The organism is Allobosea spartocytisi (assembly GCF_014764685.1).
GTDB lineage: Bacteria > Pseudomonadota > Alphaproteobacteria > Rhizobiales > Beijerinckiaceae > Allobosea > Allobosea spartocytisi.
Window position 1 is genome coordinate 1 of record NZ_JACXWY010000040.1, and the last position, 21,102, is coordinate 21,102.

A 21,102-nucleotide genomic window follows, 5' to 3' on the forward strand; every position below is an offset into this window, starting at 1 on the left:
GCCTCGACTTCCGCTTTCCCCGCCCCACCGGTGCCGCCGCCTTCCTCGACTCCGGCACGATGACGCTGGTTTTCGACACGCGCGACACCATTGACCCCGCCGATTTGACCGGGCGTTTGCCGCAGCAGATCGAGGACAGCACGGTCAGCCGCGAGGGCAAGGCCACGCTCGTCAGGCTGCGCCTCGCCGGCCAGCCGCTCGCCCGCTTCTTCGCCGACGGCAACGGCTGGTCGCTCGACCTCGCTGAGGAGGGCGGCGGGCCTGCCGCGGCGATCGAGCCACGGCGCGGCGTCGACGAGCGCGGCCAGACGATCCTCGCCGTGCCGATGCCCGGCCTGACCGGCGTGCACTGGCTGGAATCCGGACCTGCGGGACTGCCCGTCGCCGTCGCCACCACGCTGGGCCCGACCCGACTGACGCCGAAGCCCTACCGCTTCGTCGAGTTCGGCCTTTTGCCCACCGCACAGGGCCTCGCCGTCCAGCCGCGCTCGGACGACATCGTCACGCGTGCCGGCACCAACGAGGTCCGTATCGGCCGTGCCGGAGGGCTCACCGTCTCGCTCGACCTCTCCGGCCAGGACGGGACCCAGGCTGCCGCCCAGTCGGACCAGCCGCCGCCGGCGCCTCCCCTCCTCGACCCCGAGCGCTGGGCCAAACTGCGCCTCGGCTCGCCGCAGGAGCAGGCCCGGGCCCTGATCCAGGATGCGGCGGGCGCATCGCGGAGCCACAAATCGGAAGCAAGGCTGGCGCTCGCCCGCTTCTACCTGGCAAATCACCTCGCCCCCGAGGCCCTCGGCCCGCTCGATGCGCTGATGCGAGACGATCAGCCGATGCGCGCGAATCGCGAAGCGCTCTTCCTCAAGGGCGTCGCGGCGGCGCAGATGCACCGCAACCCGGAAGCGCTCGCCGCCTTCGAGGCGGCGCCGATCAAGGACGATGCGGAAGCCTCCCTCTGGCGCGCCCTGATCGAGCAGCGCCTCAATCGCAATGCCCAGGCCCTTGCCGGTTTCCGTCGCGGCGAAGCGTTTCTCGAGCGCTACCCGGCCGACCTTCAGGGAGAATTCCGCGAGGCGATGACGCGTGCCGCCCTCGCGACGCAGGACATGGGCATGGCCGAGCGGCAGGTCCAGGCCCTCGCCGACATGCCGCGCGACAGCTTCGATCAGGAGAAGCTGGCTCTGCTGCAGGCGATGCTCGACGACGCCAGCGGGCGCGCCGACATCGCGATGAACGGCTACCGCCCCCTGTTCGAGGCCACGAGCCGCCCCGTCGCGGCGGAGGCGCAACTGCGCGCGGTGAAACTCGCCGACACCGACAAGCGCAGCGACCTGAAGGTCGACGAGGCCGTCGCCCGGCTCGAAACCGTCTCGGTGGTCTGGCGTGGCGGCCGCGTCGAGATCGAGGCCCTGGCCGAGCTCAACCGGCTCTACACCGACCAGAAGCGCTGGCGGGACGCTTTCCTGATCGCTCGTCGCGCCAACGAGAACTTCCCCGACGATCCGCTGACCCGGCGGATGCATGACGAGACGGCACAGCGCTTCGCCGAGCTCTTCGCCGATGGCGGCGCCGACAAGCTGCCGCGCATCGACGCGCTCGCCCTCTTCTACGATTTCAAGGAGTTCCTGCCGATCGGCCGGCGCGGCGACGAGATCACCCGCCTGCTCGCCGACAGGTTGGTGGAGCTCGACCTGCTCGACCAGGCGGCCGAGATCCTGAAATACCAGATGGACCGACGCCTGACGGGGGCGGCACGCTCGACGGTCGCCGCGCGCCTCGCCATGATCGACCTGATGAACGGCAAGCCCGCCGATGCGGTGCGCGCCCTCAACGCGACGCGCCTCGTCGAATTGCCGGCCGATGTCAGGCGCGCCCGCCTGCTGCTGGAAAGCAAGGCCCTGTCCGACCTCTCGCGCACCGATCAGGCCTTCGAGATGCTCGAGAGCGAGCGCGGCCCGGAAGTCGACCGGCTGCGTGCGGATATCTATTGGACCGGCCGGCGCTGGCGCGAGGCGGGCGAGGCCTATGAGCGCATCCTCGACGAGAGCTGGCGCGGTGACAGCCCGCTCACCGACAGCCAGCGCGCCGACGTAATGCGCGCCGGCATCTCCTATGTGATGGCGAACGAAGCGCTCTCGCTCGACCGGCTGCGCAGCAAATTCGCGCCGAAGATGGCCCAGAGCGCCGATGCCCGCACCTTCGCCTTCATGACCGGGGCGAACCGGAACAAGGCGGCCGACATCCGCGAGCTGGCGCGCGCCGCCGCCAGCGCCGACACGATCTCGGAGTTCCTCAAGGCCTATCGCGAGCGCTACCCGGCCTATTCCGCGGCGATGCGCAAGCCGCAACCGCCGGGCGCGGCCGGGCCAGCTCCGGCCTCCCAGGGCGCGGCGGCCGACGGCGCCCCGCAGTCGAACGGTTGAGAGACCTCCGTTCCGTCATTCCGGATCGGCGCGGTTTCGCCGCTTGTCCGGAATGACGACTTTCGGCTGACGACGTCGGCCTCCGGCCCCGAACGAACCTCAGCCCGGCCCGGAATTGGTATCCTCGCCCCGCGCCTTGGCCCGCAGCACGAATTGCAGGTTGCGGAGATAGACGAAGACGCCGAAGCCCTGGCCGACGATGAAGACGGGATCGCGCCGATAAAGCGCATAGACCAGCAGCAATGCTCCGCCACCGATCGAGAACCACCAGAACGTCATCGGCACGACAGAGCGCTTCGCCTTCTCGCTCGCCAGCCATTGCACGACGAAGCGCATGGTGAAGAGTCCCTGCGCCACCACGCCGAGCAGCACCCACCAGTCGATGTTGTTGACGAAGACGTCGTGGAAATAGTTTCCGACGGCCTGTTGCAGGTCGATCAGCATCAGAGGGTCTCCGCGACGATCTGCGGCACGCGCTTGCGCCGGCGGATCAGCCACCAGACGCCGGCAAGGTCGAGGATGCCGACCCAGAGCCGGTCGAAGAAGCCGTAATTCGAGACACCGGTGAGCCGCGGCCGGTCGCGCACATCGACATGCACCACCCCGTAGCCCTCCCGCACCATCAGCGCCGGCATGAAGCGATGCAGCGCATCGAAATAGGGCAGCGCCAGATAGGCCTCGCGCCGGAAGCATTTCAGCCCGCAGCCGGTATCGCGCGTGCCGTCCCTGAGCACGCGCACGCGCACGGTGTTGGCGATGCGCGATTGCAGTTTCTTGAAGCCGGTGTCCTTGCGGCCGACGCGCTGCCCTTGCACCAGCCCGGCCGCCAACCCGGCCTTCTGAAGGGCCTCGACCATCTCCGGCAGGAAAACGGGATCGTTCTGGCCGTCGCCGTCGAGCGTCGCGACGATGGCCGAGCGGGCATGGCGCACGCCGCTGCGCACCGCCGCGCTCTGCCCGCAGGATTGCGCATGGGTGACGACGCGCAGCCAGGGCTTGGCCGCCGCGAGCGCCGCCAGCGCCGCGGCCGTCCCGTCCGTGGAGCCGTCATTGACGTAGACGACCTCGAAGAGGCCGATCGCGGCGCAGGCCTTCTCGATGTCGGCGACGAGCGGCGCGATGTTGCCCTCTTCATTGCGCACGGGCACGACGACGCTGAGCAAGGGCTGAGGGGAAGGGACTTCGGTCAAAACGGCTTCATCCGGGACATGGCTGGCACTGCTCTAGAGCAAGATGCGGCTGTGTGTGAACCACTTTTGCGTTCTGGACGGCACTGTGGACATTCCACCCCTCACCCTGAGGAGCGATGACAGGGAGCATCCTGGAGGATGTTTCGGGACGCTCGGGAGCCATCCGAAGCATCCTTCAAGACGTCATTTCCGGCGGAATGGCGTCCCGGGACGAGGGCCTTTCTCATGTCCATCTGGTTCCGGGGCCGATGGTCAGCCCGGCTCCTTGGCGAAGACGGCGATCGAAAGCTTGCGCCCGCCATTCAGGTTGAACCCCTCGATCGTCGTCAGCAGGCGCGGTTTCACCGGCGAAGCAGCCAGCGCCGCGTCGAATTCGCCGGCGAAGCGGCTCTCCACGAAGGCGACGCGGCATCCGGGCTGATCGAGGAAGGCGGCAGCCTGCGTCCCGCCCGCCGCCATGGCAAGATCGGTACCGGTCAGGAAGACGAGACTCGGCTCGCGATAACCCAGCGTGATCACGGCCGGATCGGCGCAGCCCGCCGCCTTCGCTGCCTGTGCCAGCCGCGGCGAGAGCTTGAGCGAGCGCAGGCTCTCGATGGCGAAGGGATAGATCGCGACGGTCAGGAACAGGCTCGCCAGCACGCAGCGCCAGAGCGCGCCCTCGAATTCGAGCCGCCGAAATGCGGCAACGACGCTCACCCCGACCGCCAGGACGAGCGCGAAGAACGGCAGCGCCAGCCACGGGACCGCATGATCAAGCGTCCAGTTGCCGAAGATCACCACGGCCATCAGGGCGAGCGGCACGGTCACGACGAGCGTCGCCGTCGCCACCGCCCCGCGCCGGTGACGAGCGATACCACCATTGACGACAGCCAGCAGCAGCAAGGCCGTGATCGCCGGATAGAGCGGCAGCACGTAATGCGGCAGCTTGGTCGGCACCGCCTCGAAGACGATCCAGGACGGCAGGATCCAGGCGATCAGGAACAGGATCTGCGGCTCCTTGCGCCGGACCCAGGCGAAGGGCACCGCCATGGCGGCGAAGGCCGCTGCCGGCCAGTAGGTCGCGAAGAAGAAGAGGAGATAGAGCCCCGGCGGCCCCCAATGCTTCTCCTGCCCCTCGGCGACCTTGCCGAGCATGTCCTGCCCGACGCTCTCGGCGAAGAAGCTGCCGCCGGTCTTGACCATGATCGCGACGAACCAGGGCAGCGCGACGATCAGGCAGAGCAGCAGCCCCGGCCCGAAGCGCAGCGGCTTCAGCCAGCGGAAGGAGCGCTGGCTCGCGCTCAGCACGAGGATGGCGAGGCCCCAGACCATCGGTACGATGGGTCCCTTGATCAGCAGGCCGATGGCGGTGGCGCCCCAGAACACCAGCCAGTTGCGCCGGCTCGGCACGAAGGCGAGCGAGCGTGTCCAGTCCAGCCATGTGCGGGCGAGCGCGCCCATGCTGGCGACGGCACAGGCGGCAAGCACGGCATCGGTCTTGGCGATACGCGCCTCGACGCCGAGCAGCACCGCCGTCGCCATCAGAGCTGCGCCCAGAAGCGCAAGCGGCGGCGACAGGAAGGCCAGCAGCGCCCAATAGGTCAGGAGCACGGTCGCCGTCGCGCCGATCAGCGAAGGAAGGCGATAAAGCCAGATCTGCGTGCGTGCCTCGGGCACACCGAGCGCGGCGCCGGCCTTCACCGCCGCGCTTTGCAGCCAATAGATGCCGACGGGCTTCTTGTGCCGCGCCTCCTCCTGGAAGCGGATATCGACGAAATCGCCCGTCTCCAGCATCTGCTTGCTGGCCTGCGCGAAGCGCGGCTCGTCGCGGTCGATCGGCTGAAGCGTGCTGAAGCCCGGCAGAAAGGCGCAAAGCGAGAGCAGCAGCAGGAAGGCACAGGCGCGCGCGTGGCTGGCCGAGACGAAAGCCGTGAGCCGGTCGATCGCGGGCGTGAGTGAAAACATCATCCATCCTCGCGACGCCGAGGCCGCGCTTTTGCCGAGAGAGCCGGTCTAGCCGAAGAGCCGCCCCCGATGAAGCGCCTTTCGGGCGCGATCAAGGCAGCGCGCCTGGCCCGAGCGCAGATGCCGGGCGCTGAGCCGGGCGCCTGCCAGACCCGCCCGCCGCGTTGGAGGGCTCGGCCCAATCCGCAACCAGGCGCTGGCTTCGAAATTGCGCGGCCGTCGGCAGCTATGCCCATGCCGGCCCGATTTGAAACAGTTTGTACCGCATGGGGCCATCATGTCGTTGAAGCACGACCAAAAACAGTTCGTCTCTAACTATGACGAGTGCACCGTTCTTCTGTTGAGCGCGTTTTTCTGCGTGACCGGGCAAACGGCAGCAGACAACCACTTGCGAAAGGCCATCGAAGGCCTGCTGGTCGACCTGACCGAAGCCGAAAAGGAAAGAGCCCTTTCGAACATCGTACAGTTCGATCCGCGACATCCGCGCGGTCGCTGATCACTGGCGAGGCTGGAGCGTCCCGGGAACGATGCTGACATTGTCGGATATAGCTGTTCGGGCTCCATCTTGGATTTATGATCACAGGCAGAACGTCGGGGGGCAGCACTGAACTTTCTGCCGGTTGCCGTGCAATGTGTCGGCTGTGTAGGTATTTCGGACCTGCCGCACGGATTATGGCAATGTCAGCGCCTCACAGCCTGCTGGTCAGGCACCTTGGACCAGACGACGCGAGAGACTATCGCGATATTCGCCTCGCTGCGCTCAAGAATGCCCCAGATGCGTTCGGCTCGACCTACGAGGAAGAGCATACTCTTTCGGTGGAGGCCTTCGCAAAGCAAGTCGAGGCGACAACGGTCTTTGGTGCCTTTCTGGACAAGCAGATCAGAGGCATGGCTGGCTTCGCCCGTCAGCAGGGCCGAAAGAGCACCCACAAGGGTCTGATCTGGGCAATGTTTGTGGCACCCACCGTGCGAGGGCAAGGCGTCGGATTGGCTCTCGTCGAGGCGGCTCTTAAACACGCAGCAACTATTGTCGAGCAGGTGACGCTCAAGGTGGTCACTGACAATGTCGCGGCGATCGCCCTCTACGAAGCAATGGGCTTCAAAACCTACGGCATTGAGCCGAAAGCCCTCAAAGTGGGGAACGGTTACGCCGACGAGTTGCTGATGGTCCGCTTTCTCGACGATCTCTAGGCAAGCAGGCGCAAACGACATGGTCGACGATCACACATCGGATGTCGTTATTGAGCCACTCACGGTCGAGCAGATCGCGAGCTTTCATGCTGCCTTGGACGCAGTAGCTCGCGAGCGGCAATTTCTCACCTTCTTAGAGGCTCCGCCCTTGGAGCCAACCATCCAGTTCATTTCCAGCAGTTTGGCGAAGGGCAACCCTCATTTCGCCGCGCGGACTGGAAACAGGGTAGTTGGCTGGTGTGACATCCTCCGGCAAGAGCGCGAGTCTCATGCTCACCGCGGCTGGCTCGCGATCGGTATTGTTCGCGAGTTTCGAGGGAAGGGACTCGGCCGGCGACTCATTGCAGCAGTGCTCGAACAAGCGTGGAAGCGCGACTTCACCCGCGTCGAACTCAATGTGCACGCTGACAACGATCGTGCCGTTGCGCTCTATGAGAAGGTCGGCTTTGTCCATGAGGGACGAATTCGGAACGCCTTCCGCGCTGATGGTATCTATCGCGACGCGCTATCCATGGCGATCGTTCGCGAATAGAACTCGGCCGGTGAATTACCCCAAAGCCGTCAGAGCGCTCTGAAAACCGGACGACCTCTCCATGGCAGCCAACAACCGCATCGTCCTCTCCAGCGACCATGCCGCTATCCCGCTTCGACAGGCCATTGCTACTCATGTTGCGGCGCAGGGTTGGGCGGTGGTCGACATCGGGCCGACAACGCCAGAGAGCACGCACTACCCCAAGCACGGCGAGGCGGCGGCGAGGCTCATCGCCTCCGGCGATTGCTGCCTTGGCATCATCCTGTGCGGCACCGGCCAAGGCATCATGATGGCCGCGAACAAGGTGAAGGGCATCCGTTGCGGCGTCTGCGCCGACACATTCTCCGCTCGCATGATCCGTCAGCACAACGATGCCAACATGCTGTCGATCGGAGCGCGCGTGGTGGGCGAAGGGCTGGCACTCGATATCGTGGACGCGTTCCTAACCGCCAAGTTCGAGCGCGGCCGGCATGCGACACGGGTGGAGATGGTTGAGGCGCTGGAGGAGTAGCGTCCCCCTTCACCTCTTGTTGAGGAGGACGCCGTCCGTGTAATGACGCGTTGCAGGTACCACTCCGAGTTGTTGCCCGATGCTATGACGACGAGGCGGTTGATCCTTTCCGATGCAGAGGCAGCGGCCAGAGTGCATCGCGCCAGCTTCGACGAACGCCTGCCGTGGCTCGCAGGTCTTCATACGCCCGATGAAGACCGAGCTTACTTCGCCAATTTCGTGTTCCATGAATGCGAAGTGTGGGGCTTCTTCGATGGCGACGAACTGATTGGCTTCATTGCGTTCCGCGAGAATTGGATCGATCAGCTTTATGTCCTCCCCGCCTATCAGGGACGAGGCGTTGGGAGTGCGTTGTTGATTGAGGCGCAAGCTCGGCACGCCGGACTCCAACTGTGGACCTTTCAGCGAAATGAGGCGGCGAGGCGCTTTTACGAGAATAGGGGGTTCATCGTCGCCGAGCAGACAGACGGTTCTCACAATGAAGAGCGTGAGCCCGATGTCCGGTATGTGTGGCGCAGGGAGCGGCCTCCCGGATAGAGCCAGCATCGCGAACGCCTCGGCTCGTCGCCGGCTGGACTTGCGATCATAGCTGTCGCGCGGCACCTTGCGATGGACCCTTGCGCATAATCAGAGCCTGCGATGTTGCCCAGCTTCGAAACCGAACGGCTGCTGATCCGGCCGCGCTCTATGGCCGATTTCGATGCCTGCTTGGCGATGGACCGTGATCCCGACGTTACGCAATACATCGTTGGCCCGTGGGACGATCCTGTGGCTCACCAAGCCTTTCTCACAGATCGGATACAGCGGAGCTTCGGCGATGGCCTCGGATATTGGTCGATATTCCCGAGAGCGGAGCCCAACCAGTTTCTCGGCTGGATACTCCTGATCCCCTACGATGGAATCGGGCCGGAGATCGAAATCGGGTGGCGCTTGAATCGTCTCGCGTGGGGTAAGGGCTTCGCGACAGAAGCAGCGCGGCCGTTCGTTCGCCACGCTTTTGAACTCCTGAAGCTCCCCCGGATCGTCGCTGACATCAACCCGGCGAACGCATCGTCAATTCGAGTGGCCAGAAAAATTGGAATGCGCTTTGTCGGCGATATCGAGCACGATGGGGCTCTGCTGAAGTCGTATTTGATGACAGCCGAGGATTTCAAAAGCGCGGCACCGATCGATCGATGACATAGGTGATGTGGTGCCGCAAAGATGCCCATCCTCAAAGCGCGGTAATCGGAGCGAACAGTTGCAGCGGTGATTTCGCGTAGCTCGACGACCATAAATTCCCGCCCGCTTTGCAGCCGCAGCGATCCTATGACTCGGTCGACAGGGCGCGCTCCATCACGATCGTCCTCTCTTCGCCGTGATAGCTGTCCCTCACTGCGCGGAAGCCGAGTTTCGCATAGAAGGGTTCGGCTGTGATTGACGAAGGCACTGCCAGCAACGCGATGCCTCTCGCAAGCGCCTCTCGCTCGACCTCTGCGATAAGCCTCCGCCCGATTTCCTGTCCTTGGAAGCCGGGCTCGACGAAGACCGTCCTGACGACGCAGCCATCGAGGCTCGCCGTGCCGATGATGCGCTCATCCTGCGTGGCGACGAACATCACCCGGTGGTTCATCATCTCGCGCACCGCCTCCGGTGTGAAGCTCTGCTCGACGCGCTGGATCACGGCTTCGGAATAGTCCTTGGCATTGGTCTTCCGCAGCGCGGCAACAATGATGCTGCTGACCTCCTCGGCGTCTTCCGAGATGGCGCGACGGATAGTGCAGGTCACCGCTGGCCTCCGAGGGATAACCAACTATCTGCGTCAGTCGACCGCATGCAAGCTCATGAAGAGTCTTGCCCCTAAAATCACCCCTAAACCTATCCACTTTTGCCCCTAATCGAGGCAAATAACCTAATAAAAACAATGATGGCGAGCCCGGCAGGATTCGAACCTGCGACCAGCAGCTTAGAAGGCTGCTGCTCTATCCATCTGAGCTACGGGCCCGTAACCGGTTCTATCCTCGCCTCGACGCTTCAGTGCGTCCACTGGCCGATGCGCGAGAACTTGAAATTGTCCGAATAGGAGATCGAGCGGCGCACCGGCTCGTGCGGCTGCTCGACGCGATAGGGGATGCCGTTGCGCGTCGCATAGGCGACCGCCTCGGCCTCACTGTCGAACCAGAGCTTGAGCTGGCTCTTCATGTCGGAGGAGGAGGTCCAGCCCATCAGCGGCTCGATCTGGCGGGCGCTCTCCGGCTCGTATTCGAGCAGCCAGCGCTCGGTCTTGGCCGTGCCGGACTGCATAGCCGTGCGGGCGGGGCGATAGATGCGTGCGGTCATGAAAGCGCTCTGCCGTCACAAAATCCCATGCAACCCGAAAGCCAGGCTGCGGCGTGACGTTTCCAGTGGTCGGGGCACCAGGATTCGAACCTGGGACCCTCTGCTCCCAAAGCAGATGCGCTACCGGGCTGCGCTATACCCCGACGGCACTCGAAACGTTGCGGTTCGCTATCACGCCATGGGCCGAACCCGCAAGCCAAAGCGAAGCGGTCTCGCCCCCACAAGACGCCACCGGTCGCCGTTCAGCGCTTGAACAGCGCGTGCTCTACCTTGTCGCCCGGCTTGATGCCGAGCTGCCGGCTGACACCGCCGTTGATTTCCAGCACCGACAGCACCGGCTCGCCGGACGGAATCGTCCGCGTCGACAGCGGCTCGGTGTTCTCGGCGATGCGCGCGATCGTGCCATCGGCCCGGATGAACAGCATGTCGAGCGGAATATAGGTGTTCTGCATCCACATCGCCACCGGCTCGCTGCCTCCGAAGTCGAACAGCATGCCCCGGTCCGGCGGCAGGTAGTTGCGATACATCAGGCCCTTGGCGCGCTGGTCCGGCGTGCGCATCACCTCGACATGGAAGGCGTGCCGCGTGCCGCCGCTCACGATCGTCAGCGCTTCGAGCCCGGGCGCCTCCCCTGCGGCCGGCTGGGCCTGTGCCCTCGCCCCCAGGGGAGCGAGCGCGACAAGGAAAAGCGCGATTGCGGCGAAAGCGGTCCGGAGGGCATGCATCGCTTCTGAACTCCATGGCGATCGTCGCCGGGCTCCGAGCTAGAAGGCGGCGATGGCGAATCTTCGGCAGAAGGCAGCTTTCCGCCGTCTCAGGTCAAGAATTCCGTCATGATCATTCGCTCCTATGACGCCCTCGAGCGAAGGACGGCTTTCTTTCGCCGCTCGGTTGCGGCAGTTTCGCCCGGCACTGAACAGGAGAATATCATGACCGCTGCGCGCCTTCGCCGGCCAACGCATCTCGGGAACACAGCTCTCGCGGCTGTTTTCGTCGCGCTTTCCGCTCCTGCCTGGGCCGCGGATTTCCAGGTCGACAACGTCCGCATCGATCTGGGCCGGCTCGTCATCAGCATCCCGAAGGTCGCCGTCAAAGGCTCGAATCTCGAGAAGGCCGCCTTCCTCGCGCTTTTCGCCAGCGGTGCGAACGAGCCCGCCTCGACCCGAATCGCGAAGCTGACCGCAACCGAGATCAGCGCGCCCGAGCTCACCATGGAGCAGGCGTTCGGCGAGCAGAAGCAGTCCACGACCTATCGTGACATCCGCTTCACCGACATCCGCGACGGCAAGATCGCGCATGGCGAATCGGGAAGCGCCAGCCTCAGCGCCCTGGGTGGCCCTGCCGGGGCGATGAAGGGCACGCTGAAGCGCACCGCCTTCGACATGCTCGATCTCAAGCAGTCGGCGCGTGTCCTCACCGAGAAGGCGACGCCTGGGACGAACGAGCCCTATGTCCCGGTAATCGGCAGCTTCGAGCAGGACGGCTATGACATCGACATGGGCCAGGCCGGCAAAATGTCGATCGGCAAGACCACGGCGCGCGGCTTCACGGCGAAGGTCGGGCCGGAGCCCCTGCTCGACCTCCTCGACAAGGTCGGCAAGGGCTCCGAGGAGCTCGAGAAGAAGGCGGACGACAAGTCGGCAGCCAAGGACGACAAGAGCGATGTCGAGAAGCGCTTCGCCCTGTCGATGCTGACGCTGTTCGACATGTTCGAGTACGGCAGCGGCGAGGCGCGCGATTTCAAGGCCATGATCCGCCCGCCTGCGACAGACAAGGGCACCAAGCCGAAGGATCCGGTCGAGTGGACGATCACGCGCATGGCCTTCGGCGAGAATGCGCCGGACAAGTCGGGCTTCGCGATCGAAGGCATGGCGTTCACCAGCGGCCCCGGCAAGGGCAAGGTCGATTCGATCAGCTATTCCGGCTTCTCCTTCGGGAATGCCGCGCGTGAATTGCGGACTCTGCTCGCCAGCCCGGACGCAAATCTGGAGCAGATCGACTACCGGCGCTTCATTCCGAAGATCGGGACCATGCGCCTGACCGGGCTTTCGGTCGATGCGCCGCCGATCATCCCGGGCAAGCAGCCGATCAAGATCGCTCTCGGCACCTTCGAGCTGAAGGGTGGCGAGCCGCTGAACGGCATTCCGACCAGCCTCGGCCTGACGATCGACAAGCTGGTCACGCCGGTCGTCGATACCGGCGACAATCCGGGAATCGCAGAGTTGCTCGCCATGGGCATCGACAAGCTCGACCTCTCGGCGAAGCTCGACCTGGCCTGGGAGGCAGCGAAGAACGAGCTCGCCATCCGCACCCTCTCGCTCGGCAGCGCCGGCCTCGTGCAGCTCGATGCCAACGGCACGCTCGCCAATGTGACGCAGGACCTGTTCTCGAGCGATCTCGCGCTCGCCCAGGTGGCGGCGCTCGGCGCGACGGCTCGCAACCTCCAGATCAAGCTGCAGAATTTCGGTCTGGTCGAGAAACTGATCGCGAAGCAGGCGCGCGACACCGGCCGCAAGGTCGAGGAGGTGCGCCAGCAGTTCACGATGGTCGCGAGTGTCGGGCTCGCCGCCATGCTGGGCCCGTCCGATGCCGCCAAGACCCTGGCGTCGGCGGCCTCGCGCTTCGTCGCCAAGCCCGGCACGCTGACGATCGACGCCACGGCGAAATCGCCGTCCGGCCTCGGCCTCGCCGACGTGCTGACCATCACCCAGCCGACCGAGATCTTCGACAAGATCGATGTCAAGGCCGATGCCCGATAAGTCGGAGGGCGCCATCGCGCCCGAGGATCGCGACTGGCGCCCTTCCGCGCTGCAGGCCTGGTGGGCGGGCCTGCCGCCCGTCACCCGCGGCCTGCTGCGCAAATACGTGAACCGCGACAACCAGACCCGGCTGCATCTGGCGCATCTCATCGCCCGGCGGCCGGGACAGATCGTCGCCGGCGCCTATACCTATGGCCGGCCGAAGGTGCGCTTTCCCGAGAGCGGGGCGAAGCTCGTCATCGGCCGCTACGGCTCGATCGCCGACGGTGTCGAGATCCTGCTCGGCGGCAACCACCGGCTCGACTGGACGACGACCTATCCCTTCCCGGCCCTGCCCGGGCTCTGGCCGGAAGCGGCGGGCTTCACCGGACATGACGCGACGCGCGGCGACGTCGTCATCGGCCACGACGTCTGGCTCGGCTCGCAATGCATGATCCTGTCCGGTGTGACGATCGGCCATGGCGCGGTCATCGCGGCCCGCGCCGTGGTCAGGCGCGACGTGCCGCCCTATGCCATCGTCGCCGGCAATCCGGCCCGCGTCTTCCGCCTGCGCTTCGACGAGGCGAAGGTCGCGGCCTTGCTGGAGACGCGCTGGTGGGATCTGCCCAAGCCGCGGATCGACGCGTTGCTGCCACTCCTGCTCAGCAGCCGCATCGAGGAGTTCATCGCCGCGGTCAGGAGCCCTTGAGCAGGCGGCGCTTCAGGCCGAGCGCCGGCTTCTCGACGAGAAACCAGGACAGCGCCGCCACGACCAGCGTGACGGCGAGCGAAGGCCAGAGCAGCGCCATCGCCCCGAGGCTCGGGAACAGCGCATGCAGCGCCTGCTGCGCCGGCCAGCCATAGAGATAGACGCCATAGGAGAGATCGGCCGGCGGCTCGACCGAACGGCGTGTCAGAGCCGGGGCCAGCGCCAGCACAAGGACGCCCCAGGCGCTGACGAGATAGAGCGCCGCCTTGTAGAGCGGCGTGAAGGACAGCGGCACCAAAGCGAGAATGGCCAGCGCCAGCAGCGGCAGCGAGAGCGGCACCCTCTCGCGATAGAGATAGCACAGCCCCCCGGCGAGGAAGATCAGCGGCAGGCGCAGCGCCGTCTCGGTGCCTTTCGATCCGTGAGGCGTCACGACCTCGCGCAGCACCACCGCCAGCGTCAGGGCCAGCCCGGCCGCCAGCATGACGCGCGGCTTCGCCAGCAAACCGGCGAGCCCGGCGACGAGCACGCCGAGATAGCACAAAGTCTCGTATTTCAGCGTCCACACCGTTCCCATCGGGAATTGCAGCGGGTTGTGCTCGAAGACGCCGGGCAGCGCCGCCGAGCTCTTGAAGCTGGTCAGCGTCGCGGAGATGAAGCGCCAGAGCCGCGGGTCCCTGACATAGCTGCCGAGATCGAGCGAGGTCATCGCCGCGCCGAGCAGCAGCGCCACGACCAGCGTCGCCGCGATCAGGCCGGGCGCGATCCTGAGCAGCCGCGCCACCACATAGTCGCGCCAGCCGCGCCTGACGAAGCTCATCGTCACGAGGAAGCCGGAAATCGCGAAGAAGCCGTTGACCGCATGCTCGCCCAGCGTGAAGCCGGTGGTCTGGAACCAGGGCTCCTGCTCGACGCGCCCGTCGGTGACGCTGAAGGCGTGCGAGACGACCACGGCGAGCGCCATCACCAGCCTGAGCAGGCCGAAATTATTGTGCGGATTGGCGAGCGCCTTCTCGATCCTCGGTGCGTTGCGGATCATGGCGCAGTCTCCAGCCCTTCATATGCCAGCGCCGTCTCGCCGCGCGCCCAGGCGCGCGCGCCGGCGGCGGAACCGGCATGGGCGAACATCTTCTCGCGGTTGAGGAGGACGCCGTAACCCAATGTCTTGCCGAGATTCTCCAGCCTGCGCAGCGGCGCCGGCTCCGGCAGGCCATATTTGCGGGCGATGTAGTGTTCCGACCAGGCGAGGTGCCAGCGCGCCTTGAAGCGCCGCTGCGGAGACGGCGCACTCGACTTTCCCCGCCCATGCCGTGCCTCGGCACCATCGACATGGATGAGGGCATGGCCGGCATCGCGCATCCGCCGGCAGAGGTCGTCATCCTCGTAGAACAGGAAGATCGCCGGATCGAAGCCGCCGAGCGCGAGGAAGGTTTCGCGCGGGATCAGCAGGCAGGCACCGGAGAGGAACGGCAGGCAGGCATCTCCCTCCGGCACGACCATCGCACCGCTGCGATTGAGATGATCAGGCGAGAGCAACGAGCGCGGCTGCAGGAAGACGCGCCCCGAGGGCTCGACGATACGCGGCGCCAGCATGCCGGCATCGGGGTAGCGCTCGGCCGCCGCCAGCAAAGCAGCGGCAGCGCCCCGCTTCAGCTCCAGATCGGGATTGACGATCAGCACATAGGGCGTATTCGCCGCCGCCACGCCGAGATTGTTGGCGCGGCCATACCCTTCGTTGCGGGCATTGGCGATGACGCGCGCGCCGCGCTTCTCTGCGATGCCCCGGCTGTCGTCGCCGCTGGCATTGTCGACGACGATCGCCGGCACGCCCTCGCCTGCCAGCGCATCGAGGCAGGCGGGAAGGACTTCGGCGCTGTCGTAGCTGACGACGATGGCGGTGATCGCGGCGGCGGGCATCGCGGCCTTCTGGCCATGCGAACCGGCCGGAATCAAGCGAATTCAGCGCCGCGACAGCGCCGCAAGCTCACCCTGCACCCGCTCGCGCTCGGCGCTTCCGCAAGCATGCGGCGCCTTGTAGGAGCGCACCGCATAGCCCGCATTGGCCGCGACGAAGGCCGCCCGCTCCTGCCGGTCGAGCCGCGCGATGATGCGGCCGCGATCGACACGCAAGCCGCAATCATAGCCGCGCGAAACGGTCGCGGCGGCATATTCGACCGTGCCGGGGATCGGGCCGGCGCTCGTGCAGGCGGTGAGGCCGAGCAGGAGCGCTGCCGCGAGAGATGGTTTCGGAAGCATGCCCGTCTGGCCAGCTCAGGGTGCGTCGAACTGGCCGGCCCTGATTCGGGCCATGCGCTCCCTCAGCGCGGCGCGTTCCTCAGCCGCACAGGCTTGCGGCCGCGCATCCTGATTGACCATCTCGGCCTCGGAGACGGAGACATAGGCCGAGCGCGCCGCCGCGATCTGCTCAGGCGTGGCGCCACGTGCCGTCTCGGCCGCCAGGAAACGGTCCAGCGTCGAGCGCTGCGGCGAGCCGGCCTTGCAGGCGCTCGCCCGCGAGATCGTCGTCGCGAGGACCGAAGCGCGGCCGGCGCTGGTGTCGCCCCCGTCGGCGACGCAAGCGCCCAGCGGCAGCGCGAGGAAGCAGGCGAGCAGCAGGGCTCGCCCGACAGGCAGCGAAGGCATGGTCGTCAGCCGTTCTTTTCGGGCAGGTTGACGCGCAGATGCGCCTCGCGCAGCTGCTTCGGCGTAGCTTCCGCCGGAGCGCCCATCAGGAGGTCGACGGCCTGCTGGTTCATCGGGAACAGCGCGACCTCGCGCAGGTTCGTGGCGCGCGCCAGCAGCATGATGATGCGGTCCACGCCCGCCGCCATGCCGCCATGCGGCGGGGCGCCGTACTGGAACGCGCGATACATGCCGCCGAAGCGCTCGATCACCGTCTCCTCGCCATAGCCGGCGATCTCGAAGGCCTTCACCATCGCCTCGGGGCGGTGGTTGCGGATGCCGCCGGAGGCCAGCTCGAAGCCGTTGCAGGCTATGTCGTACTGGAACGCCTTGAGCGAGAGCGGGTCTTCCTCGGTCAGCGCCTTCAGGCCGCCCTGCGGCATCGAGAAGGGGTTATGCGAGAAATCGACCTTCTTCTCGTCCTCGTTGTACTCGAACATCGGGAAATCGACGATCCAGGCGAAGGCGAAGACGTTCTCGTCGATCAGGTTGAGTTCCTGGCCGACCTTGTTCCGGGCGCTGCCGGCGAACTTGTAGAACTTGTCCGGATCGCCCGCGACGAAGAAGCAGGCGTCGCCGCCCTTCAGCCCCATCTGCTTGATGATTCCCGCGACGCGCTCAGGCCCGATGTTGTTGGCGATCGGCCCCTGGCCCTCTCCGTCTTCCTTGACCATCAGGTAGCCGAGGCCGGGCTGACCCTCGCCCTGCGCCCAGGAGTTCATCCGGTCGCAGAAGGCGCGCGAACCGCCGCCCGGCGCAGGGATCGCCCAGACGCGGTTCTTCTCGCCCTCGAGGATGCGCGCGAAGACCTTGAAGCCCGAGCCGCGGAAATGCTCGGAAACGTCCTGCATCACCAGCGGGTTGCGAAGGTCGGGCTTGTCGGAGCCGTATTTGGCGATCGCCTCGGCATAGGGAATGCGCGGCCAGTTCTTCTGGACGGTGCGGCCCTCGGCGAATTCCTCGAACACGCCGGTGATCACCGGCTCCATCGTCGCGAAGACATCCTCCTGCTCGACGAAGCTCATTTCGACGTCGAGCTGGTAGAACTCGCCCGGCAGGCGGTCGGCGCGCGGGTCCTCGTCGCGGAAGCAGGGCGCGATCTGGAAGTAGCGGTCGAAGCCCGCCATCATCAGGAGCTGCTTGTACTGCTGCGGCGCCTGCGGCAGCGCGTAGAACTTGCCGGCATGCAGGCGGCTCGGCACCAGGAAGTCGCGCGCGCCTTCCGGCGAGGACGCGGTCAGGATCGGCGTCTGGAACTCGGAGAAGCCGGAATCCTTCATGCGGCGGCGCATCGAGTCGATGACCTTGGTGCGCAGCATGATGTTGTTGTGCAGCTTCTCGCGACGCAGGTCGAGGAAGCGGTACTTGAGGCGGGTATCCTCTGGATATTCGAGATCGCCGAAGACCGGCAGCGGCAATTCGGCCGAGGGACCGAGCACCTCGATGCCTGTCGCGAAGACCTCGACCGCGCCGGTCGGCAGGTTGGCGTTCTCGGTGCCGGCGAGACGCGCCTTGACCTTGCCGTCGATGCGCACGACCCATTCCGAGCGCAGCGTCTCGGCGTCCGCGAAGGCCGGCGAATCCGGGTCGATCACGACCTGCGTCATGCCATAATGGTCGCGCAGGTCGATGAAGAGCACGCCGCCATGGTCGCGAATGCGATGGCACCAGCCGGAGAGACGGACATTCTGGCCGATGTCGCTGTCACGGAGCGCGCCGCAGGTGTGGGAACGGTAGCGATGCAAGGTCACGGTATCGGTCTTTCGGCAAAAGGCGCCGGGAACAGGCCGAAAGGGCCAGCGCACAGCTTTTCGGGGCTAACCACACGCGCGCGCCCGAAATGTCAAGAACGCCCGCGACATCCCGCATCGCTGTCTGCTATGAGCCGAAAGCCATGCATCTGATCACCGATACCGCCGAGCTCTCCGCAGCCTGTGACCGCCTTGCGGCTCATCCCTTCGTCACGGTGGACACCGAGTTCCTCCGCGAGACGACCTATTATCCGAAACTCTGCCTGATCCAGCTCGCCTCGCCCGACGAAGCCGTGCTGGTCGATCCGCTCGCGCCTGATCTCGATCTCGCCCCCTTCTTCGGGCTGATGGTCAACGAGGCCGTGGTGAAAGTCTTCCACGCCGCCCGCCAGGATCTGGAAATCGTCTGGCTGCTCGGGCGCGTGCTGCCGACGCCGCTTTTCGACACCCAGGTCGCCGCCATGGTCTGCGGCTATGGCGACTCGGTCGGCTACGAGCAGCTCGCCAACGACCTCGCCAAGGCGCGCATCGACAAGTCCTCGCGCTTCACCGACTGGTCGCGCCGCCCTCTCACCGAGGCGCAGCTCTCCTATGCCGAATCGGACGTCACCCATCTGCGCCAGGTTTATCTCGCGCTGAAGGAGGATCTCGACGCCAGCGGCCGCGAGGCCTGGGTCGCCGAGGAGATGGCGGTTCTGAGCTCGCCCGCCACCTATGAGGTCAAACCAGAGAATGCCTGGCTGCGCCTCAAGGGCCGCATCCGCAAGCCGCGCGAGCTGCCGCTGCTGATGGAGATCGCCGCCTGGCGCGAGCGCGAGGCGCAGAGCCGCGACGTGCCGCGCCAGCGCGTGCTCAAGGACGACGCGCTGATGGACATCGTCCAGCGCGGCCCGCGCTCGGTCGAGGCTCTCGCCGAATTGCGCTCCGTGCCCAACGGTTTCGAGCGTTCGCGCAATGGCGGCGAGGTTCTCGCCGCGATCGAGCGCGCAGCCGCGATCGATCCGAAAACCCTGCCCCGGCTGGAGCGCGAGCGCGGCCGGCCGACCAATGGCGCGGTGCTCGACCTGCTCAAGGTGCTGCTCAAGGCGACCGCCGACGCCGAGCGCGTCGCGCCCAAGATCATCGCCACCGCCGACGACCTCGAAGCCATCGCCTCCGACGAATTGTCGGATGTGCCGGCGCTGAAGGGCTGGCGGCGCGAGGTCTTCGGCGAGAAGGCGCTGGCGCTCAAGAACGGCCAGCTCAGCCTGCGCATCCAGCGCGGCCGGGTGGTGGTGGGCTAAAGTCCGGCTGAATCAAGCTCGGAGGAACCGCGTTCAGCCAATTGATCCGATACGTGATTTAGCGATGATTCACCCACCGCCATAGCTCTTCACCAGCGAGCCGGCGACCAACCCCCAGCCGTCGACCAGCACGAAGAAGATCAGCTTGAACGGCAGCGCCACCGTCACCGGCGGCAGCATCATCATGCCCACCGACATCAGGATCGAGGCGACCACGAGGTCGATGATCAGGAAGGGCACGAACAGCAGGAAGCCGATCTCGAAAGCCCGCCTGAGCTCCGAGATCATGAAGGCCGGCACCAGCACCTCGATGCCGATATCCTGCGGCGTCTGCGGGCGCGCCCCTTGCGACATGTCGAGGAAGAGCTGCAGATCCTTCTCGCGCACATGCTTCAGCATGAAGGTCCTGAAGGGCACGACGCCGCGATTATACGCCTCCTGCGGCTGGATCTGCCCGGCGACGAGCGGCTGCACGGCGGTCGTGTAGGCTTCCCGCAGGGTCGGCGCCATCACGAAGCCAGTCAGGAACAGCGCCAGCCCGATGATCACCGTGTTGGGCGGCGCCGTCTGCGTACCCAGCGCCGAGCGCAGCAGCGACAGCACCACGACGATGCGCGTGAACGACGTCACCATGACCAGGATGGACGGCGCCAGCGACAGCACCGTGATGACGGCAATGAGCTGGAGCGCCCGCTCCGCCACGCCGCCGCCCTGCCCGAGATCGAGCGACAGCGTCTGCGGCATTGCCGGCGTCGCGACGAGGCCGAGCAGCAGCACCGCTGCCGTCAGGGATCGGCACAGGCGCCGCCGTCTTGCCGTGGCGAGGTAGGGTATCACGCGCGACCGTCGCTGCCGCCCGACTCAGACGATCGGGCGAGACGAAGCTAGCGGGCGGGCATCGGCAAGCAACCGCGGCGGACCGGCCCGCCGCAGGATCGGCGACATTCCTGTTGATGGCGGCGGCCGGGCTCTGCCGGCGCGCCGCGCCGCTCAGGATTTCGCCTTGGGATCGCGGCCAAGCAGCCGGGCGAACTCGGCCTCGATCGCATCGACCGAGAACGGATCGATCTCCTTCGCCGGCTCCGGCTCCTTGGCTGCCTCGGCCGGCTTCTGCGGCTCGGGGGCCTCGGCCGGCTTGGGCTGCGCGGCCTTGGGCTGGGCAGGCTCCGCGACGGTCACGGACGGTTCCGGCTCCACCGGTCCAACGACCGGCGCGAGCTTTTCGCTGGCGGTTTTTTCAGCGGTGGGCTTTTCAGCAGCGGGGCTCGCCTGCGGCGGCTTCGGCTCGGCATGCGTCGGCGGCACGCGCGCCGGCTTCAATCCGAGAGCCGCCTCGAGCTCGGCTTCCATGCTCGTCGCCACCGAAGCCGGGGTCGACGGCGCTGCGGGAGCATCCGGAGCCGGTTGAGCTTTCGCCGGCTCGGCCGGCTTGACCCGATCCGCAGGCGCGAAGGGGCCGGTCGGCTTGGGCGGCTCCATGGTCTTGGGCGGCTCGACCGGCTTGAACGGCGAAGCGATCGGCTCCCGGCTCGTTGCCGGAGCGACCGGCGCAGGAGCGACGGGCTTGGGCGGCACCACGACCGCCTCTACCTGCGGCTCGGGCGGCAGATTCGCGGGCCGCACGGCCGAGAACGGGCGCTTCAGCGCCGCCTCGAGCTGCTTCGTCATGTCGTCGAGCTCGTCGGCGCTCACGGCGGGCGCCGGCGCATGCTCGCGCGGGAAGCTCGGAGCCGGGCCGGTCGTCATCGGGGGCATAGGAGCCGGCGCCGGCGGAACCGGAGCGGGCGCAACCGGCGTGGGCGCAGCGGCAGCGCCGACCTCCTCAAGGC

22 protein-coding genes, 2 tRNA genes and 1 pseudogene are annotated in these 21,102 nt (G+C 66.3%); 10 read left to right on the forward strand and 15 right to left on the reverse strand.

The features are described from left to right. On the forward strand, positions 1-2,420 hold a 2,420-nt coding region (locus tag IED13_RS27550), incomplete at its 5' end, for a hypothetical protein (protein ID WP_191126026.1). Positions 2,421-2,519: 99 nt separating this feature from the next. On the opposite strand, the gene IED13_RS27555 is transcribed toward IED13_RS27550, so the two are convergent. The 3 genes from IED13_RS27555 to IED13_RS27565 form a co-directional block, all read right to left on the reverse strand. Further along, on the reverse strand, positions 2,520-2,864 hold the full coding sequence (locus IED13_RS27555; protein WP_113254706.1) for a lipid-A-disaccharide synthase N-terminal domain-containing protein: 345 nt from the start codon (positions 2,862-2,864) through the stop codon (positions 2,520-2,522). After that, positions 2,864-3,610: a glycosyltransferase family 2 protein gene (locus IED13_RS27560; RefSeq protein WP_191126027.1), complete on the reverse strand. Its 747-nt coding sequence runs from the start codon at positions 3,608-3,610 to the stop codon at positions 2,864-2,866. Before IED13_RS27560 ends, IED13_RS27555 begins: the two co-directional genes overlap by 1 nt. A gap of 252 nt (positions 3,611-3,862) precedes the next feature. After that, positions 3,863-5,560: an ArnT family glycosyltransferase gene (locus IED13_RS27565; protein WP_191126028.1), complete on the reverse strand. Its 1,698-nt coding sequence runs from the start codon at positions 5,558-5,560 to the stop codon at positions 3,863-3,865. A 274-nt stretch (positions 5,561-5,834) separates the two neighbouring features. Between IED13_RS27565 and IED13_RS27570 the strand changes: the two genes are divergently transcribed. From IED13_RS27570 to IED13_RS27595, 6 genes are all read left to right on the forward strand, one after another. Beyond that, entirely contained in the window at positions 5,835-6,053 is a 219-nt protein-coding gene (locus tag IED13_RS27570; protein WP_038358629.1) for a hypothetical protein, read from the forward strand. Between the two features lie 182 nt (positions 6,054-6,235). Then, positions 6,236-6,748 (forward strand): GNAT family N-acetyltransferase, encoded by a 513-nt coding sequence (locus IED13_RS27575; protein ID WP_210323782.1) that lies wholly within the window; start codon positions 6,236-6,238, stop codon positions 6,746-6,748. A gap of 19 nt (positions 6,749-6,767) precedes the next feature. Next, complete coding sequence (locus IED13_RS27580; RefSeq protein WP_191126030.1) at positions 6,768-7,280, forward strand: GNAT family N-acetyltransferase; 513 nt, start codon at positions 6,768-6,770, stop codon at positions 7,278-7,280. Positions 7,281-7,341: 61 nt separating this feature from the next. Further along, entirely contained in the window at positions 7,342-7,791 is a 450-nt protein-coding gene (rpiB, locus tag IED13_RS27585; RefSeq protein WP_191126031.1) for a ribose 5-phosphate isomerase B, read from the forward strand. 84 nt (positions 7,792-7,875) lie between these two features. Continuing rightward, on the forward strand, positions 7,876-8,328 hold the full coding sequence (locus IED13_RS27590) for a GNAT family N-acetyltransferase (RefSeq protein WP_191126032.1): 453 nt from the start codon (positions 7,876-7,878) through the stop codon (positions 8,326-8,328). Between the two features lie 102 nt (positions 8,329-8,430). Beyond that, on the forward strand, positions 8,431-8,970 hold the full coding sequence (locus IED13_RS27595; RefSeq protein ID WP_191126033.1) for a GNAT family N-acetyltransferase: 540 nt from the start codon (positions 8,431-8,433) through the stop codon (positions 8,968-8,970). Between the two features lie 127 nt (positions 8,971-9,097). On the opposite strand, the gene IED13_RS27600 is transcribed toward IED13_RS27595, so the two are convergent. From IED13_RS27600 to IED13_RS27620, 5 genes are all read right to left on the reverse strand, one after another. Continuing rightward, positions 9,098-9,559, reverse strand: coding sequence for a GNAT family N-acetyltransferase (locus IED13_RS27600; RefSeq protein WP_191126034.1), 462 nt, complete (start codon positions 9,557-9,559; stop codon positions 9,098-9,100). Between the two features lie 139 nt (positions 9,560-9,698). After that, a tRNA-Arg gene (locus tag IED13_RS27605) sits at positions 9,699-9,775 on the reverse strand. Between the two features lie 29 nt (positions 9,776-9,804). Then, complete coding sequence (locus IED13_RS27610; RefSeq protein WP_038358630.1) at positions 9,805-10,110, reverse strand: ETC complex I subunit; 306 nt, start codon at positions 10,108-10,110, stop codon at positions 9,805-9,807. Between the two features lie 66 nt (positions 10,111-10,176). Further along, positions 10,177-10,253 (reverse strand) — tRNA-Pro (locus IED13_RS27615). Between the two features lie 99 nt (positions 10,254-10,352). Next, a complete protein-coding gene (locus IED13_RS27620; protein WP_112765313.1) occupies positions 10,353-10,835 on the reverse strand; it encodes a DUF192 domain-containing protein in 483 nt (160 codons plus the stop codon). Positions 10,836-11,039: 204 nt separating this feature from the next. Between IED13_RS27620 and IED13_RS27625 the strand changes: the two genes are divergently transcribed. Beyond that, positions 11,040-12,869, forward strand: a complete 1,830-nt coding sequence (locus IED13_RS27625) for a hypothetical protein (RefSeq protein ID WP_191126035.1) — start codon at positions 11,040-11,042, stop codon at positions 12,867-12,869. Continuing rightward, a complete protein-coding gene (locus tag IED13_RS27630; protein ID WP_191126036.1) occupies positions 12,859-13,557 on the forward strand; it encodes a CatB-related O-acetyltransferase in 699 nt (232 codons plus the stop codon). The genes IED13_RS27625 and IED13_RS27630 overlap by 11 nt, the downstream gene beginning before the upstream one ends. On the opposite strand, the gene IED13_RS27635 is transcribed toward IED13_RS27630, so the two are convergent. The 5 genes from IED13_RS27635 to aspS are packed head-to-tail and all read right to left on the reverse strand — an operon-like array spanning position 13,544 to position 17,984. Beyond that, positions 13,544-14,596 (reverse strand): acyltransferase family protein, encoded by a 1,053-nt coding sequence (locus IED13_RS27635; protein WP_191126037.1) that lies wholly within the window; start codon positions 14,594-14,596, stop codon positions 13,544-13,546. The genes IED13_RS27630 and IED13_RS27635 overlap by 14 nt on opposite strands. Then, positions 14,593-15,474 (reverse strand): glycosyltransferase family 2 protein, encoded by an 882-nt coding sequence (locus IED13_RS27640; protein WP_191126038.1) that lies wholly within the window; start codon positions 15,472-15,474, stop codon positions 14,593-14,595. Before IED13_RS27640 ends, IED13_RS27635 begins: the two co-directional genes overlap by 4 nt. A gap of 42 nt (positions 15,475-15,516) precedes the next feature. Next, a complete protein-coding gene (locus IED13_RS27645) occupies positions 15,517-15,813 on the reverse strand; it encodes a hypothetical protein (protein ID WP_113254699.1) in 297 nt (98 codons plus the stop codon). Positions 15,814-15,828: 15 nt separating this feature from the next. Further along, positions 15,829-16,200, reverse strand: a complete 372-nt coding sequence (locus IED13_RS27650; protein ID WP_191126039.1) for a hypothetical protein — start codon at positions 16,198-16,200, stop codon at positions 15,829-15,831. A 5-nt stretch (positions 16,201-16,205) separates the two neighbouring features. Further along, positions 16,206-17,984, reverse strand: coding sequence for an aspartate--tRNA ligase (gene aspS / locus IED13_RS27655; protein ID WP_191126041.1), 1,779 nt, complete (start codon positions 17,982-17,984; stop codon positions 16,206-16,208). Positions 17,985-18,133: 149 nt separating this feature from the next. Here aspS and rnd point away from each other — a divergent pair, with 149 nt between their 5' ends. Then, positions 18,134-19,273 carry a ribonuclease D gene (rnd, locus tag IED13_RS27660; RefSeq protein WP_038358639.1) on the forward strand — a complete coding sequence of 380 codons (1,140 nt, stop codon included), beginning with the start codon at positions 18,134-18,136 and terminating at the stop codon, positions 19,271-19,273. Between the two features lie 69 nt (positions 19,274-19,342). Here the strand turns inward: rnd and fliP are convergent, their stop codons facing one another. Beyond that, on the reverse strand, positions 19,343-20,110 hold the full coding sequence (fliP, locus tag IED13_RS27665) for a flagellar type III secretion system pore protein FliP (RefSeq protein ID WP_370956101.1): 768 nt from the start codon (positions 20,108-20,110) through the stop codon (positions 19,343-19,345). Positions 20,111-20,263: 153 nt separating this feature from the next. After that, a pseudogene (locus tag IED13_RS27670) lies at positions 20,264-21,102 on the reverse strand (hypothetical protein); the annotation flags it as partial.

Coding starts and splice junctions, on each gene's coding strand:
- rpiB (WP_191126031.1), top strand. CDS start 7,342: ATGGCAGCCAACAACCGCATCGTCCTCTCCAGCGACCATGCCGCTATC.
- IED13_RS27590 (WP_191126032.1), top strand. CDS start 7,876: ATGACGACGAGGCGGTTGATCCTTTCCGATGCAGAGGCAGCGGCCAGA.
- IED13_RS27595 (WP_191126033.1), top strand. CDS start 8,431: ATGTTGCCCAGCTTCGAAACCGAACGGCTGCTGATCCGGCCGCGCTCT.
- IED13_RS27635 (WP_191126037.1), bottom strand. CDS start 14,596: ATGATCCGCAACGCACCGAGGATCGAGAAGGCGCTCGCCAATCCGCAC.
- IED13_RS27620 (WP_112765313.1), bottom strand. CDS start 10,835: ATGCATGCCCTCCGGACCGCTTTCGCCGCAATCGCGCTTTTCCTTGTC.
- IED13_RS27555 (WP_113254706.1), bottom strand. CDS start 2,864: ATGCTGATCGACCTGCAACAGGCCGTCGGAAACTATTTCCACGACGTC.
- IED13_RS27640 (WP_191126038.1), bottom strand. CDS start 15,474: ATGCCCGCCGCCGCGATCACCGCCATCGTCGTCAGCTACGACAGCGCC.
- IED13_RS27565 (WP_191126028.1), bottom strand. CDS start 5,560: ATGATGTTTTCACTCACGCCCGCGATCGACCGGCTCACGGCTTTCGTC.
- IED13_RS27610 (WP_038358630.1), bottom strand. CDS start 10,110: ATGACCGCACGCATCTATCGCCCCGCCCGCACGGCTATGCAGTCCGGC.
- IED13_RS27645 (WP_113254699.1), bottom strand. CDS start 15,813: ATGCTTCCGAAACCATCTCTCGCGGCAGCGCTCCTGCTCGGCCTCACC.
- IED13_RS27570 (WP_038358629.1), top strand. CDS start 5,835: ATGTCGTTGAAGCACGACCAAAAACAGTTCGTCTCTAACTATGACGAG.
- rnd (WP_038358639.1), top strand. CDS start 18,134: ATGCATCTGATCACCGATACCGCCGAGCTCTCCGCAGCCTGTGACCGC.
- IED13_RS27630 (WP_191126036.1), top strand. CDS start 12,859: ATGCCCGATAAGTCGGAGGGCGCCATCGCGCCCGAGGATCGCGACTGG.
- IED13_RS27625 (WP_191126035.1), top strand. CDS start 11,040: ATGACCGCTGCGCGCCTTCGCCGGCCAACGCATCTCGGGAACACAGCT.
- IED13_RS27650 (WP_191126039.1), bottom strand. CDS start 16,200: ATGCCTTCGCTGCCTGTCGGGCGAGCCCTGCTGCTCGCCTGCTTCCTC.
- IED13_RS27580 (WP_191126030.1), top strand. CDS start 6,768: ATGGTCGACGATCACACATCGGATGTCGTTATTGAGCCACTCACGGTC.
- IED13_RS27575 (WP_210323782.1), top strand. CDS start 6,236: ATGTCAGCGCCTCACAGCCTGCTGGTCAGGCACCTTGGACCAGACGAC.